The organism is Paenibacillus yonginensis (assembly GCF_001685395.1).
GTDB classification, from domain to species: domain Bacteria; phylum Bacillota; class Bacilli; order Paenibacillales; family Paenibacillaceae; genus Fontibacillus; species Fontibacillus yonginensis.
On record NZ_CP014167.1, the window covers coordinates 1,433,926 to 1,449,280 of the forward strand.

The window sequence follows — 15,355 nt, forward strand, 5'->3', positions numbered from 1 at the left end:
TCATGCCTTTTGGCCTATATGTAGAGATTTCTATGAGGACTTTAGTATAATAAAGGGAATTGAGAGGAGTGTGAAGCTGTGAACGAAGTGCTGAATGTAGATCTGCAGTTTAAACTGAAATTTGAATTTATAAGCAGCTTACATAGCTATATTTGCCGGAAATCCCACCGGAAAATCGACCTCACTCCCCATTGGGCCGAGGAGATCAAGCGGCGGATTACGCCTGAGTTCGCCGCCATGCTGGACGAGATGGAGATCAATGCCGATTGGAAGCTTGCTTATCTGCTGATCGTCATGTCCAAGCATGCCGAAACTCCGGAGGAAGTGATCGCCTGGCTGGAAGGGATGACGCCCGGCAACCTGTATGAATGGTTTGCTCCCTATGTGGGCCAGTTCCCGGAGCATATGGGGAACTTTCAATCCCAAATGATTAAGGTATTTACCGAATGGAATCGTCAATATTTTGAATCATGTAGTCCGGCCGTCCATGAAGCCTTAAAGCAGCATCTGGCGGATCGGACGGCCGAAAAAAAGAAAATGAACAAAGCAGAGTTTATCGACGATACCACGGGTGGTTTTGTATTTGATTCGACAGGAGGGGCGGATACACTGCTGCTGGTCCCCCAATATCATTTTCAGCCTGTCAATCTGATCTACCATTTTGGCTCTGTCCTGTTCTGTCATTATTCTTCCCGCATTGACCTCAGTGACGAGGATTTTATGTCGATGCATGATTATCGGGTCCTCCGCAGCCTTGCAGAGAAGAGCCGTTTGAAGATTCTCCGTTATCTGCAGGACGGTCCCAAGCCGTTTATTGAAATTGTCCGCGAATTGAAATTATCCAAAGGCATTACGCATGATCATATATCCAAGCTGCGAAGCGCCGGGTTGATTTACGCTCATTTTCAGGGCGAGAACTTGACCGGCTACAGTACCCGAATGAAGGGGCTTGAGCAGATGCAGGATAAACTGGTGAACTTTATCACCCATTAATTTTTGGCCTGTTGTTTTAGTCCGTTCCTTCCATGAAGGAGCGGACTTTTTAGGTTGATGAGCTGCTGATTTTGCAGTGGGCCTTACGTAGACTGGCATTATCTGCTTGCTGATTCTGTGGAAGAAGAAAAGCGTAAAAGTTCTCTCTTTACAGAACCGTACGACTTACTTATAATAGGGTTCAGCAAGCCAAAAGCACACTGAATTAATCGGAATTCTATTTATATACTACATAGAGAACTTCTCTGTGCTGTAGGCCTAGATAAATTGAATACGAGGGGTAGAGAGATATGAGAAAAAGTACGATTTTGTTAGCTTCCTTACTGCTTGCCGGTTCACTCCTGCTGTCGGCATGCTCTAGCAATAACAATGCTTCCAGTACTGCAAATTCCGGTTCCAACACAGCTGCAAGCAATAGCGGAAGCAATTCGTCTTCCAACACGGCTGGCGTTCAGGATGACTTGTCCATTCAAGCCAGCGATATGTCCAAACTGCCGCAGCTTGCCCAGAACCGCACCGATACGATTATTGTAGGACTTACGGATCCAAGCGGATCGTTTACGCCTTATTTCCAGCAAAGCGGTTATGACGGCAACGTTTCTTCCTTGCTTTATACCCCGCTGGTTACCCAGGACGAAAAAGGCTTGCCTAAAGCCGGTCTTGCTGAAAAATGGGAGGTATCCGAAGATCAGTTGACTTACACCTACCACCTTCGCAAGGATCTGAAATTCAGCGACGGTTCGCCGCTTACGGCTGACGATGTAGCTTTTACCTGGACCATCCTGAACGATCCTTCTTATGACGGGGACTCGCTGATTCCTTCGATCGGCATCAAAGGAGCAGCCGATTACAAAGCTGGGAAGGCAACAACAATCTCCGGGATCAAGGTGATGGATCCGCAGACTATTTCGGTTATGCTTGAGAAGCCAAATGCCACTGCACTGGAGCTGCTGGGTTCGGATGTGCTGTCCAAAGCCTATTACGGCAAGGATTACAAATTCGGCAACCTGAATTATATGAAAGACCTGTCTACGAAACCGCTCGGCACAGGCCCTTATAAATTGGAGAAATTTATTCCGGGTCAAGAGGTGCGGATGGCGGCCAACGAAAATTATTTTGCGGGCAAACCTAAAACCGAACACTTCATTTATAAGACATCCGATGGGGACACCTGGCAGTACCTTGAAACCGGCGAAGTGGATTATGCTTCCTTCAGCGCTACCCAGGAGAATATCGACAAGCTGAAAAGCATGGGTTTTGTCAATCTGGCAACTTATACACCAAGCAACTACGGTTATCTTCAGGTCAACCTGGAGCATTCGCAAATGAGTGATAAGAAAGTCCGTCAGGCGATCGCTTACGGTCTTGACCGTCAAAGTATTTATGTGGACGCCAACCAGGGGGCAGGCTCTGTAGCTAACATTCCGGCGGCCGCTATTTCCTGGTCTTACACGGAAGACGGCATCAACCCTTACAAATACGATCCTGACAAAGCCAACCAGCTGCTGGATGAAGCCGGCTGGACAGTAGGCTCTGACGGTATCCGCGAGAAAGACGGCAAGAAGCTGACGGTGCATTTCCTTGGCTTCAAGAACGCGCAGAATGATATCTTCATTTCGCTGGCAACCGAGAATTTTAAAGCGATCGGCATTGACTTCCAGCCGGAAGTTTTCGCTGACTTTAACGCGATGGTAGCTAAAGTAGAAGGCGGGGATTACGATCTGGCTGCATTCTCGACTTCGCTGCTGAACGATCCTTCCGACGGCGTCGCCCAATTTGTGGACGGCGAGCTGAAGGGGTATGACAACCCGCAGGTGAAAGAGCTTTATAACAAAGCTTTGGCGACCAGCGATATTGAGGAACGCAAGACGATTTACGCCGAACTGTATAAACTGTTGAACGACGAGCTTCCGGTTATTTTCACGAACTATAAGAAACAGGTTTACGCTTACAACGGACGTATCGAGAACTTCAAGATGGATCCGGTCCTTGGACTTTCTCCTAACGTAAACAATTGGACTCTGAAATAATCAATATGCGGACATCCCCTGCGCCTGCTTCTGGTGTGGGGGATGCCTTATCATAAGGAGCCGATCATGAGTAGTTATCTTACGAAACGTATTACGTATATGATATTGATTTTGCTTGCGGCCTCGCTGCTCATCTTTTGCCTTTATGCTTTTACGCCCGGTGATTTCATCAGCGGCAACATGAAGCTCAGTCCTGAACGCAAAGCAGAGCTTAGAGAAATTTACGGTCTGAACAAACCGGTGCTGGAGCGGTACTTGATCTGGATGAAAAACGCCTTCCACGGCGATTTTGGATATTCCCTGGCTCAGCAAAGACCCGTGCTTACCTTGTTTAACGATTACATCTGGAATTCGTTCCTGCTTGCAGTCGTGTCAACCTTCTTCACCTGGTTTATTGCGGTTGTTATCGGGGTGGTCGCTGCTTACAAGCTGTATTCCTGGTTTGATTCCCTGATCATGGTGCTGATCTTCGCTTGTATGTCCTTGCCATCGTTCTTTATCGGGCTGCTGCTGATCAAGATGCTTGCGGTAGACCTGAAATGGCTGCCGCCGGGCGGCATGATCACGACAGGCAGCAATGCGACCGGGATGGCTTATGTCTCGGAGGTCATTCATCATATGACGCTTCCGGTTATCGTTATGACGCTTCTGGGGCTGGGTTCTCTGACCCGTTACTTCCGAAGCAATATGATTGATGTTATTCAGCAGGATTACATCCGGACAGCGCGGGCCAAAGGGCTGAAAGAACGCAAGGTGCTGTTCGTGCATGCCCTGCGCAATGCGCTGCTCCCGGCCATTACGCTGATCGGTTTCGAGCTTCCGGGACTGTTCGGGGGATCCCTGATCATTGAAAAAATCTTCAACTGGCCCGGAATCGGCCAATTGTACATGTCGTCTTTCTCCACCCGCGATTATCCGCTGCTGATGGGATTTACGATGCTGATCGCGATTTTGACGGTGATCGGAACCCTGTTGTCGGATCTGTTGTACAAAATAGCCGACCCGCGCGTGAAATTATAAGGAGGTAGTCATACATGTCATCGGTTAGCGGCAAATTGGCCGCCGGAGGAACCCAGGCGCCTCCGGTCAAAACCTCGTTATGGAAACAATCGTTCAAACAGCTTCGGAAAAATAAACTGGCCGTAGCCGGCTTAGTTATTGTTGTTATTATGTTTCTTGCCTGCTTTGTAGGGCCTTTATTTTCCCCGTATACCGATAATCAGATTAATTTGCGAATCATGGGGAAAGGGCCTAATGCGCAGCACTGGCTAGGAACGGATAAGCTTGGCCGGGACGTGCTGCTGCGGGTGCTTATGGCCGGTAGAATCTCGCTTACCGTCGGATTTGCCGCGATGGTGCTGTCTGTATTTATCGGTACTCTTCTCGGAACGCTCGCCGGCTTCTACCGCGGAGTGGCCGACCAAGTTATCATGCGGATTGCTGATCTGCTGCTCACGATTCCAAGTCTTCCGCTCTTGCTTATTGCGGGCTCCATGCTGTCGAGCTGGAACGTGCCGACGGATTACCGGATGTACGTCGTGATGCTGATGCTGAGCGTGGTCGGCTGGCCGGGACTGGCCCGCATGATCCGCGGCCAGCTGCTCAGTCTTCGCGAAAGGGAATATATGCAGGCAACAGTAGTGCTTGGACTGCGGGACCGCCGCAAATTGTTTAAGCATCTGCTGCCGAACCTGGCTCCGCTCATCATTGTTATCGCTACTTTGAATATCGGCAGCTCGATTCTGCTGGAATCGGTGCTGAGTTATTTTGGTGTCGGCGTTACGGCGCCTACGCCTACTTGGGGGAATATGATTCAGGACAGCAACAACCTGATCGATTTCCAAATGAGACCTTGGCTTTGGGTACCGCCGGGTTTGTGTATTTTTGCAACGGTTATCGCCATTAATTTGTTTGGCGACGGCCTGCGGGATGTTCTCGATCCCAACCACAAAAGGTAGGTGGCAAGTTCGTCATGAATAAAACTTTGCTGGATATAGAGCATTTGAGCACACACTTTTTCACAGATGGGGGCACGGTCAAGGCGGTTGACGATGTCAGCTTCCAGGTTCGCAAAGGCGAAATCGTCTGCATCGTCGGCGAGTCCGGCAGCGGCAAAAGCATTACCGCCATGTCCGTAATGGGCCTCATCAAGGAGCCGGCCGGACGTGTCGTCAGCGGTCAGATCAAGCTGGAAGATCAGAACCTGCTCACCTTAACCAAGAACGAGAAACGCGTCATTCGCGGCAAAGAAATTGCGATGATCTTTCAAGAGCCGATGTCGTCGCTGAATCCGGTTCTGACAATCGGTCAGCAGATTATGGAGCCGCTGCGCGAGCATTTGAAGATGGGGAAAAAGGAAGCCCGCGAGCGCGCCATTGAATTAATCAAAGAAGTAGGCATTTCGCGTGCCGAGCAAATTGTGGACGCCTATCCGCATGAGCTGAGCGGCGGCATGCTGCAGCGGGTGATGATTGCGATTGCGATTTCCTGTCATCCAAAGCTGCTGATTGCAGACGAACCGACGACCGCGCTTGACGTTACGATCCAAGCACAGATTCTGGAAATGATGCGCAAGCTGCGCGAAGAGTCCGATATGTCCATTTTGCTGATCACACACGATTTGGGTGTTGTGGCGGAAATGGCCGATTACGTCGTAGTTATGTATGCCGGTCAGGTGGTGGAGCAGGGGGAAGTGGTGGAGCTGTTCGAGAATCCGAAGCACCCTTACACACAAGGCTTGCTGAAATCGAAGCCGGTTCTGAATCAGCGCCAGGATGAGCTTTATTCTATTCCCGGACAGGTTCCGAATCCGCTCGAATTGAGTGAATCCTGCTATTTCCATGACCGCTGTGAGCACTGCATGGATATTTGCCGGGTGCGGCAGCCGCGCCTGAAAGAGATTGGCAACGAGCAGAAAGTGGCCTGCTGGCTATATGAAGAGGAGGCCGTCACTCATGTCTGAACCCTTACTCGAAATCAAACATCTGAAGAAATATTTTCCGATCAAGCAAGGGCTGCTGAACAGGACGGTTGCCAATGTTAAAGCGGTGGATGACATCAGCTTGTCCATCGGCCGGGGGGAAACGTTCGGCCTGGTAGGCGAGTCCGGCAGCGGCAAAAGCACCGTCGGCAAAAGCATCGTACGGCTGACCGAGAAGACAAGCGGCGATATTTTGTTTAAAGGACAGGACATTTACGGCCTGTCCGGCGAAAATTTGCGGAAGATCAGACCGCAGATGCAGCTGATTTTCCAAGATCCGTACAGTTCCTTGAATCCCCGCGTACGTGTCGGCGATGCCATCGGGGAGGCCCTGCTGGATCATGGGCTTGCTCCTAAGAACGAAGTCCGGGACCGGGTGAAGGAAGTGCTGGGACTGTGCGGGCTTTCATCCTATCATATCGACCGGTTCCCGCATGAGTTCTCCGGCGGGCAGCGTCAGCGGATCGGCATCGCCCGGGCTTTAATTCTGAATCCGGATCTGATTATCGCAGATGAGCCGGTGTCGGCACTGGATGTATCCATTCAGGCCCAGATCATCAACCTGTTCCGAAAGCTTCAGGACGACCGCGGCTTGACTTATTTGTTTATTTCCCATGATCTCAGCGTAGTCGAACATCTTTGCACCCGCATCGGGGTGATGTATCTTGGCACGATGATGGAAACGGGCTCGCGGGATGAGTTGTTCAAGAACCCGCTGCACCCTTACACCAAAGCGCTTCTCTCGGCGGTACCGGTTCCGATTCCGAAGCTGAAGCGAGAGCGGATCGTACTGAAGGGGGATATTCCAAGCCCTGTTAATCCGCCTTCCGGCTGCAAGTTCCATACCCGTTGTCCATTTGCCGTCGAGCGCTGCAAATCCGAGGTTCCGGAATTCCGGAATATGGGCAGTGACCATTTTGTAGCTTGTCATTTGGTCTAATCGGCTAACGATAATGAAAAGGTTGATTTGAAATAAATAAAATTCAAATAGATGATGAAGCAATAAACGCGCCCCTTTCTGGGCGCGTTTATTTTGCAGTTGTGCATTTACGGAGCTATAGAATCTATTCGGCCAAGCTGCTAATCCTCATCCGGGGTAGTATCCGAAGCCATATCCTCATAGCTGTCCACGTTTCGTTTGGCGGACATGGCAGGCGAATCGGAATTGCCATAGCTCTCCACGGTTTTCCAGGCGCTGGCGTCATCGAACCGTCCGGCATTTTGCTGGCGGTGTTCACCGGCTCCGGTGGGCGGCAAAGTCATGACTTCTTCTTCGATAGGCCGAGTGTCGGGAACCTGCTGCTGCGGCGAATTTTCAACCGAATAGGTCGTGTAAGGCAGGGCTTCCAGACGCTCGTACGGAATCGGTTCCCCGGTCGTTACATCGATGCCGTATTCGCCGGTTTCCATTCGCTGCAGCGCTTCATTGACCTGATCCAGCTGCTGCTGGAGGTTCTCGTCCACTGCCAGATCACGGCTTCGCTCAAAGGTTTCTGTTCCTTCATCCGCCGGATGGTTATCAGCCGTACTTAAATCGCCTGTTGACATTCTGAGCGATTCATCGAGCCCAGGCCCTCCATCTTCTTTGAAATGATTCTCCAAATCCTCTTTCATTTCTAGCAATATATGCTTCAGCTTATCCAGCTGGGATGGGGTTAAGTGCTTCATGTCGGTTCCTCCTCCGAATAAGGTCATCTGTTATTTACCCGGAACAAGGGGAGGGTGACGCAAATCCTCATTTCAGCTACAATGAGGGGAGCGGTTTTGTTTGCGTTTTCAAACATTTGCAGAAGAGGGAGATTTTCAGATGAAAAGGTTGATCTGGATCAGCGGATGGTCTTATTTGCTGATCGGCCTGGCCCATGTCATTATCGGCTCGATTATGCCGGTGCTGCTGGAGCATTATGACCAGGATTACAGTGCGGGAGGAACGTTGATCTTCGCCCAGTTTGCCGGGTTCCTGGTGGGAGTGCTGATCTCTCCTTGGCTGATTTCAAAGCTGGGGAAGAGGACGGGACTGCTAGTGGCTTTGAGCGTTCTGGGCGCAGCTGAGCTGCTGTATACGCTGCTTCCGTCTTGGAAGCTAATGTATGTCATCGGGGCGTTTGCAGGGTTTGGTTTCGGAATGATCGAAGCGGTGATCGGCACGCTGATGATTGCTGCGGCTAAAGAGAAGGCGGCTATGGCCATGAGCCGGATTGAGGTGGCTTTTGGCGTTGGTGCCCTGCTGATGCCGTTATTATCGGGCTGGCTAATCCGCTCGGGAGCCTGGCGTTATGGTTTTCTCGTGATTTCGTTATTTGCGGCCGTCATGCTGATCACCTGGATGCGAACCCGATTTGGTGAATTGGATCAGGTGATGAAGGAACGTCCAGTCCGCTTCGCCGGAGACACAGAGCAACTGAGCCAGCATCTGCCCAAGCCCAAGCCGGAGAGGTGGACCCGGCATTATACGAGGGCCCACGGTATGCTGCTGGCTGTGTTTATTTTATTTTTCTTTATTTATGTTGGAATCGAAATGGGATTTGTTAACTTTCTGCCGTCGATGCTGGTTGAACGAAGCGGTGCTGCGGAAGCGACGGCGGCTTACGGCGTAACGGTATTCTGGCTGGCTATGTCGGTCGGAAGAATGTATGCCGGAGTATTGGCTCAGAAGATTGGTTTTGCGAAGTACATCATTTTCGGACTTTTTTTCTCTTTGCTGTTTCTGAGTTTGTTTAATCTGGTGGATCATTTTCTAATGTTTCTGCTGGCTGTCCTGTTCGTCGGGCTGTTTCTGTCGGGGGTGTTCTCGATCGCCTTGGTTTATGCTACAACTTTGCTGCCGGGCAGTGAAGAGACCACCCCAAGCCTGCTGATTGCGGCGGGCGGCATAGGCGGAGCCGTGCTGCCGCTTCTGCTTGGCCGCAGCATGGACCACCTTGGAGCGGCGCCAACAGGCTGGCTCCTGGCTGGTGTATTGGCGCTGCTGCTGGCGCTCGGCTTGATCATTGCCGGTGCCGAGAGGGTCCGGCGCCATCAACAAAGCCTTGAAGCGGCTCGATAACCGATCAGATAGAAGGCTGAACCATAAACGGAACAACAAAACAAGTGGACCTCTTCGCAAGAAGAGGTCCGCTTGTTTATTTGCGAGCAGGGCAGGGAATATGAACGATTAAATCGCCCAGCTGCCTTGCTTGAAGATTTGAATTTCTGTGCCGTCTTCAGTGACGCCGAAAATATCCATTTCACCGGAGCCGACCATAAAGTCCACATGGGTAATGCTGGTGTTCAAGCCGCTTTGCTCCAGCTGCTCCTGGGTCATTTCCTTGCCGCCTTTCAGGTTAAAGGCATAAGCGCTGCCGATGGCCAAGTGGTTGGAAGCATTTTCGTCAAACAAAGTGTTATAGAACAGAATGTTGGATTCGGAAATCGGAGAATTGTGAGGCACAAGCGCCACTTCGCCGAGATAATGTGCGCCTTCATCCAGGGAAACGAGCTGCTTAAGCACCTCTTCGCCTTGTTTGGCGGATACGTCCGTAATCCGTCCATTCTCGAAGGTAATCGTAAATTCGTCAATGATGTTGCCGCTGTAGCTGAGCGGCTTTGTGCTGGACACTTTACCGTTAACACCGGTTTTGAGCGGTGCTGTAAAGACCTCTTCCGTGGGCAGGTTAGCCAGGAAGGTGTGGCCGTTCTGATTGATGCTGTCAGCCGCAACCCATAGATGCCCTTCCGGCAGTTCAATGGTCAAATCGGTCCCTGGCGCTATGTAGTGCAGCTTTTTGAATTTCTTCTCGTTTAAGTAATCGGATTTCTCATTGAGCGTCCGGATATGGTTGTCCCAAGCTTCGAAGGTATCTTCGCGATCAATGCGGGTGGTATGGAAAATCGCATCCCACAATTTATCGATCTGCTCGGATTCCGGTACGTCCGGGAACACCTTGGCGGCCCATGCTTTAGAAGGAACCGCTACGATGGACCAGCTGAACTTGTCAGCCTGCTGATACTGGCGGTATTTGCTCATCGCTTTGCCGGTTACTTTCTGCAGGTTGGTAATCCGTTCATGACTAACGCCTTTAAGCAGGTCCGGATCGGAAGAAATGACATGCAGAACGGCTGCGCCATTCTCTACGAGTTCCAGCATTTCTCCCGCGTACCACTTAGGCTCATCCAGGAAGGATTCATCAGCGGCCATATCGTATCTCAGGCGGGTAACGGTGTCGTCGTTCCAGTTGACTTTCACGAGGCGCGCGCCTCTTTCATAAGCTTTCTTGACGATCAGGCGGACCAGCTCCGCGGAGTCAATCGCAGCATTTACGACTAGCGTTTGGCCAGGCTGAACGTTAACGCCAACCTTTACGGCGAGTTCGGCGTATTTCTCTAATTTCTGCAAAAAATCTGACATGTCGTTTGTCCTCCATTCACCAAATAACTACCCTTCCTATTGTACAGGAAATGTATATAGATTCCAAAATTAATTCGTATCGGCCGGGTCCAGAAGGCTGAGCACCCAATTGCACCACTTGATTTCTTCCTCTTCCATTTTGAGCTTGCGATTATGAACAATATAACGCCCAAACTGAAGCTCTCCGAATTCGGGGACTCTACCGCCGGACTCTTCAATAATACTTGCGATTTTGGCCTTACGGGTTTCACTGGTTGTTTGGTAGTAAGCGATTCGATCATGAAACAGGCGTTTAGCTGTTGAAAGCTCGGATAAGGAAAGAGCGTAAGCCTTAATCAGAAATTCATCCCGCGCAACAGGCAGAGCCGGAGATTTGGACGTCCAGTTCTTCAAAGTTTGCCGTCCTGAATCGGTAATATGGTAGATTTTTTTGTTGGGTTTTCCGGTTTGTTCCACGTTTTCAGATGTCAACAAAGCCTGTTCTTCAAGTTTAGCCAGAAGCGGGTAAATTTGACTATGCTTGGCCTGCCAGAACACTTCCATCATTTTGGCGAGTTCATAACCTGAGCAGGGCTTTCTAACCAACATGGCGAGCAGAGCATAACTAAGACCATTCATGAAAGAAAAACTCCCTTTCTTTTAGTAAAAACAAATGCCTGCTTGTACAAAAAATGATAGTATAAAGCGAGACATATCTTAAAATTACCACACAAATCTCCTTTTATGTGAGATAAATAAGCTTTTTCAATAAAAATTCATTTCAGAGAGGTTGTCCCGGGTTTGCGACAGAAAGTATGGAATATTCGCGGCAAAATACTACTCGGTTTCATCTTGATCATTGTTTTCCTCGGCGTCCTCCTGCTGGCGGTTGCCTCAAGGCTGGACGATCTGCAGACAGAGACGGCTTATATCAGCAATCATGATATAGAGGTGCAGAATGAGACCCACATTATCGAGAAGCTGGTGCTGGATATGGAAACGGCCCAGAGAGGTTATATTCTTACCGGCGTTGAATCCTATCTTGAGCCATATAATAATGCTCATACTTCCTGGAAGGAAGCCTCGGGAAAGTTAAGCGAGCTGATTGTGGGCGATTCCCGTCAAAGCGAGCGCCTGGCCAAAATTGATCAGTCCATCTCTACCTGGATTGAAACGGCAGGAGACGTATCTATCGAATATAAACGAAGCTACAACCAGGCTGAACTGGACAAGTTCTTCAAGAACGATCCAGGCAAACCGATCATCGATCAGATTCGCCAGGACTTCGAGGATTTTCGCACCTATGAAAGAAATGCGACCCAGCAGCGTGTAGAAACGCTTGAGACGGGGAACCGGAAGCTGATCGGCTATATTTTCCTGCTTTGGCTGGCAGTAACGGCAATTGCGCTTATTACGGCGATTACGATCTCTAGTAATATTGTTAAGATTATTACACAGGTTACGCGGGCGATCCGCCAGATCAGTACCGGCGGCAATTTGTCAAGCCGGATCAAGGTTCGAACCAAAGATGAAATTCAGGCTCTGGCCCAGACCACCAATGAGCTGTTAAGCAGGATAGAGCAGGAGAACTGGCAGAAAGAGCAATTGAAGGAGATGGCATTAAGTCTGCAAAATAAATCGTCCGCCGAGGAACTCGGCCAAGTGCTTCTGCAGAAGCTGGCAGAACTGCTCGGGCTGCCGGCCGCGGCTTTGTATCTCACATCAAAAGACGAAAGTCGTCTTGTCCGGACAGCTTCTTATAATCTTACGAAGGAACAGACGTCCGAGTTTCAATTTGGTGAGGGTCTTGTCGGACAATGTGCATTAAGCAGAAGCCGGGTTCAGGTCGATCATGTTCCTTCGGATATTCTTAACATCCAATCGGGGTTTGGGACGGTGGTGCCCGTGCATCTGGCTGCTGTGCCGGTCACGTTTGAAGATCAGATCATAGCTGTGCTGGAGTATGGAACGATGGAGGAGCTGACAGCGGACCAACAGCAATTTCTAAGCGAACTGCTGAACACGGTCGGGGCCTCCATTCATGCTACAACTACCCGGCTTGAGCTTGATTATCTGTACAAGGAATCCCAGGCTGTCAACGAAGAGCTTCAGGTGCAGACAGAAGAGCTGCAGTCCCAGGCGGAAGAGCTTCAGACCCAAACCGAAGAATTAACGATGCAGGCCGAAGAACTGCAGAATTTGAACGAGCGTTTGGAATCGCAGAAGACAGTGGCGGAGTATTCGGCCAGAGAGCTTGAGAAGTTTGCCAAAGAACTGGAGACCAGCTCCAATTTCAAATCGGAATTTCTGGCCAATATGTCGCATGAGCTTCGAACACCACTGAACAGCATGCTGATCTTGTCCCAGATCCTAGCCGAGAATCAAGGCGGCAATCTTTCGAAGGGGGAGCAAAATTATGCTTCAGTCATTCATTCCTCCGGGCAGGATCTGCTCTTGTTGATTAACGATATTTTGGATCTGTCCAAGGTGGAAGCCGGGCAGATGGACCTGGAGATGCTGGATGTTTCAGTCAAGGAAATAGCCGAATCGATGCAGGTGCAGTTTGAGAACACGGCCAAGCAGAAGAACCTGGCCTTCTCTGTCCATTTGGCTGAGAATGTACCGGAATTCGTCCACACCGATTCCTTGCGGGTTCAGCAAATACTAAAGAACCTGTTGTCCAATGCTTTTAAATTTACGGATGAAGGAGAGGTTTCGTTCACTATTGAACGGAGGGACGGCACGCACGTTCCGCAAATTGCGCCTCCTGTAGATCTGCTCGCTTTTGTTGTTCGCGACACGGGAATCGGGATTCCGGAGGATAAGCAAGAGTCCATCTTTGAAGCTTTCCGTCAGGCGGAAGGCAGCACCTCCCGGCGTTATGGCGGGACAGGCTTAGGCCTGTCTATTTCCCTGCAGCTGGCCAAGCTGCTCGGCGGCGCTCTCCTTCTCGAAAGCCAGCCCGGCATCGGCAGCACGTTTACTTTCTATTTGCCGCTGAACGAAGAAGGGGCAGACGACCTGATCAAGCGGAGCCAGGCCAGCTTGTCCAAGCCTTATGAATCCTTGCAGGAGGCGCAGGCGGCCGCTGCTGTTGAGGAGAACGGCGAATCGGCATCCGAGCTGCACCCGGATGCTGTGCAAACCGAACTTTTCAAGAATAAAACCGTGCTCATTGTAGATGACGATATCCGAAACGTATATGCGCTGACCAGCTTTCTGGAGAAGCTGCAGATGAAGGTCCTTATTGCCCAGAACGGTTACGAAAGCCTGGACCTTGTATCCGGGGAGCAGGTGGACCTGGTGCTTATGGATATTATGATGCCGGAGATGGATGGGTATCAGGCGATCCGGGAAATCCGGTCGACCCTGGGCTTCACGGAGCTGCCGATTATTGCTTTGACGGCGAAAGCAATGAAAGAAGACCGCGAGAAATGTCTGGCTGCCGGGGCTTCCGATTATGTAAGCAAACCGCTTGATATTCATTACGTATTAGGTATTATGCAGTTCTGGTTGGAGAAAAATAATTCGCAGACAAACGATGAAACGAAGGAGTTGGAGAACAAATGAACATAATGATTAAGGAAGCTGAAATGAACAAAGATTCGGAAGGGGTGTTCCTGGGTAAAACCGTATTTGAAGTTGAAGGCCACACCCAGCCCTATGAAATAACGTTCCATAGCAAAAAAGGGACCGACTGGGATTATAGTCTTCACTTCCATGCAGAGCCCGGAGAGGAAGAGAAGCTCCTTGCGGTTGATGCGTTTATTGAAGAAAGCGATGAGGCTTTCGACAACCTGCTGGATGCCGCCCTGGATTCCAATCCCGAGCTGTAACCGGCAGTGTTGCCTGGGCCTTGTTTGAGGACTGGGAGGAACAGGCATGCCGCAGAATACTTTTTTTAAAGCGTCGCTTGGCATCATTATGGTGCTTACGATGATTTATCTGTTACATAAAGTCAGCTTTATATTTAATCCGATTGTTACATTCGTTTCCATCATGATCGTGCCGGTGAGCGTCTCCGTCTTTCTGTATTATTTGCTGCGCCCGATTGTACATCTGCTGGACAAACGCAAGGTCCACCGGGTGGCTTCGGTTCTGGTCATTTATTTGGCGATCGGCCTTCTGCTGACCCTTTTTTTTCTGGTTATTTGGCCGCCGCTTCGCAATCAGATCCAGGAGTTCATTAACAACGTGCCGGCTTTGATCAACGGGCTTACCATCCAGATGAACGAAATTCAGAAGAGCAAATATTTTTCGATGTTCGACAGCGATAATGCTCAGTTTACCAGCAAGGTAACGGAGTACCTCAACGAGCTGCTCCAGACGATCAGCGGGTATCTGTCTCATTTCATTTCGTTCCTGAGCGGTTTCTTTATCGTTGTAGGTACCGTTCCTATCGTTCTGTATTACATGCTGAAAGAGGATGGAAAAATATCTCCCACCCTGGTGCGGATCATTCCGTCTAGATACCGCAAAGATGCCAAACATGTGACAGAGGAAATTGATAACGCGCTAAGCGGATTTATTGCCGGGCGAATTATCAGCTCTTTTCTGCTTGGGGTGTTAAGCTTCATCGGCTATATCATCATCGGGCTGCCTTATCCGCTGCTGCTGGCCATCATTTGTGCGATTTTCAACTTCATTCCTTATTTTGGCCCGCTGCTGGGGGCAATTCCCTGCGTAATCGTTGCTTTTACCGAATCGCCAAGCATGGTGCTTTGGGTGATTGTCGTTGTGTTTGTGGCCCAGCAAATCGAAGGGAATCTGATTGCCCCTTATGTATACGGCAGAACGATCAACATCCACCCGCTGACCACGGTAGTGCTGATCCTGATCGCCGGCGAGGTCGGCGGCATTCTGGGCATGCTGCTGGCCATTCCGCTTTACATGATTGTCAAAGTGACTATTGTAAGAATCTATCGGATATTTCTGGCGGACAAAGTTGAAGAGTTTGTCGATTAATGCCGCCTTTGCGCGGAAGTG

At 50.1% G+C, this 15,355-nt stretch carries 13 protein-coding genes; 10 read left to right on the forward strand and 3 right to left on the reverse strand.

Annotation, left to right across the window (positions count from 1 at the left end; genetic code table 11):
• The first annotated feature begins 78 nt into the window (after positions 1–78).
• The 6 genes from AWM70_RS06625 to AWM70_RS06650 all read left to right on the forward strand — a co-directional run bounded on the left by AWM70_RS06625 (position 79) and on the right by AWM70_RS06650 (position 6,943).
• Entirely contained in the window at positions 79–993 is a 915-nt protein-coding gene (locus AWM70_RS06625) for a winged helix-turn-helix domain-containing protein (protein WP_068694891.1), read from the forward strand.
• Between the two features lie 290 nt (positions 994–1,283).
• Positions 1,284–3,023, forward strand: coding sequence for an ABC transporter substrate-binding protein (locus tag AWM70_RS06630; protein ID WP_068694892.1), 1,740 nt, complete (start codon positions 1,284–1,286; stop codon positions 3,021–3,023).
• A gap of 66 nt (positions 3,024–3,089) precedes the next feature.
• A complete protein-coding gene (locus tag AWM70_RS06635; RefSeq protein ID WP_068700426.1) occupies positions 3,090–4,043 on the forward strand; it encodes an ABC transporter permease in 954 nt (317 codons plus the stop codon).
• 14 nt (positions 4,044–4,057) lie between these two features.
• Positions 4,058–4,981: an oligopeptide ABC transporter permease gene (opp4C, locus tag AWM70_RS06640; protein WP_068694893.1), complete on the forward strand. Its 924-nt coding sequence runs from the start codon at positions 4,058–4,060 to the stop codon at positions 4,979–4,981.
• A 14-nt stretch (positions 4,982–4,995) separates the two neighbouring features.
• Positions 4,996–5,985: an ABC transporter ATP-binding protein gene (locus AWM70_RS06645; protein ID WP_068694894.1), complete on the forward strand. Its 990-nt coding sequence runs from the start codon at positions 4,996–4,998 to the stop codon at positions 5,983–5,985.
• Entirely contained in the window at positions 5,978–6,943 is a 966-nt protein-coding gene (locus tag AWM70_RS06650) for an ABC transporter ATP-binding protein (protein ID WP_068694895.1), read from the forward strand. The genes AWM70_RS06645 and AWM70_RS06650 overlap by 8 nt, the downstream gene beginning before the upstream one ends.
• Before the next feature lie 140 nt (positions 6,944–7,083).
• On the opposite strand, the gene AWM70_RS06655 is transcribed toward AWM70_RS06650, so the two are convergent.
• Entirely contained in the window at positions 7,084–7,671 is a 588-nt protein-coding gene (locus tag AWM70_RS06655) for a TraR/DksA C4-type zinc finger protein (protein ID WP_068694896.1), read from the reverse strand.
• Positions 7,672–7,810: 139 nt separating this feature from the next.
• Between AWM70_RS06655 and AWM70_RS06660 the strand changes: the two genes are divergently transcribed.
• Positions 7,811–9,049, forward strand: coding sequence for an MFS transporter (locus AWM70_RS06660; protein WP_068700428.1), 1,239 nt, complete (start codon positions 7,811–7,813; stop codon positions 9,047–9,049).
• A gap of 108 nt (positions 9,050–9,157) precedes the next feature.
• Here the strand turns inward: AWM70_RS06660 and AWM70_RS06665 are convergent, their stop codons facing one another.
• Both AWM70_RS06665 and AWM70_RS06670 read right to left on the reverse strand, forming a co-directional pair.
• Positions 9,158–10,390 (reverse strand): aminopeptidase, encoded by a 1,233-nt coding sequence (locus AWM70_RS06665; protein ID WP_068694897.1) that lies wholly within the window; start codon positions 10,388–10,390, stop codon positions 9,158–9,160.
• 69 nt (positions 10,391–10,459) lie between these two features.
• Positions 10,460–11,008 (reverse strand): PadR family transcriptional regulator, encoded by a 549-nt coding sequence (locus AWM70_RS06670; protein ID WP_068694898.1) that lies wholly within the window; start codon positions 11,006–11,008, stop codon positions 10,460–10,462.
• Between the two features lie 213 nt (positions 11,009–11,221).
• Between AWM70_RS06670 and AWM70_RS06675 the strand changes: the two genes are divergently transcribed.
• The 3 genes from AWM70_RS06675 to AWM70_RS06685 are packed head-to-tail and all read left to right on the forward strand — an operon-like array spanning position 11,222 to position 15,334.
• The gene (locus AWM70_RS06675; protein ID WP_169823410.1) at positions 11,222–13,939 is read left to right on the forward strand and encodes an ATP-binding protein; all 2,718 of its coding nucleotides are present in this window, start codon (positions 11,222–11,224) and stop codon (positions 13,937–13,939) included.
• On the forward strand, positions 13,936–14,205 hold the full coding sequence (locus AWM70_RS06680; protein ID WP_068694900.1) for a hypothetical protein: 270 nt from the start codon (positions 13,936–13,938) through the stop codon (positions 14,203–14,205). The genes AWM70_RS06675 and AWM70_RS06680 overlap by 4 nt, the downstream gene beginning before the upstream one ends.
• Positions 14,206–14,251: 46 nt before the next feature.
• Positions 14,252–15,334, forward strand: coding sequence for an AI-2E family transporter (locus AWM70_RS06685; protein ID WP_068694901.1), 1,083 nt, complete (start codon positions 14,252–14,254; stop codon positions 15,332–15,334).
• Positions 15,335–15,355: the final 21 nt, after the last annotated feature.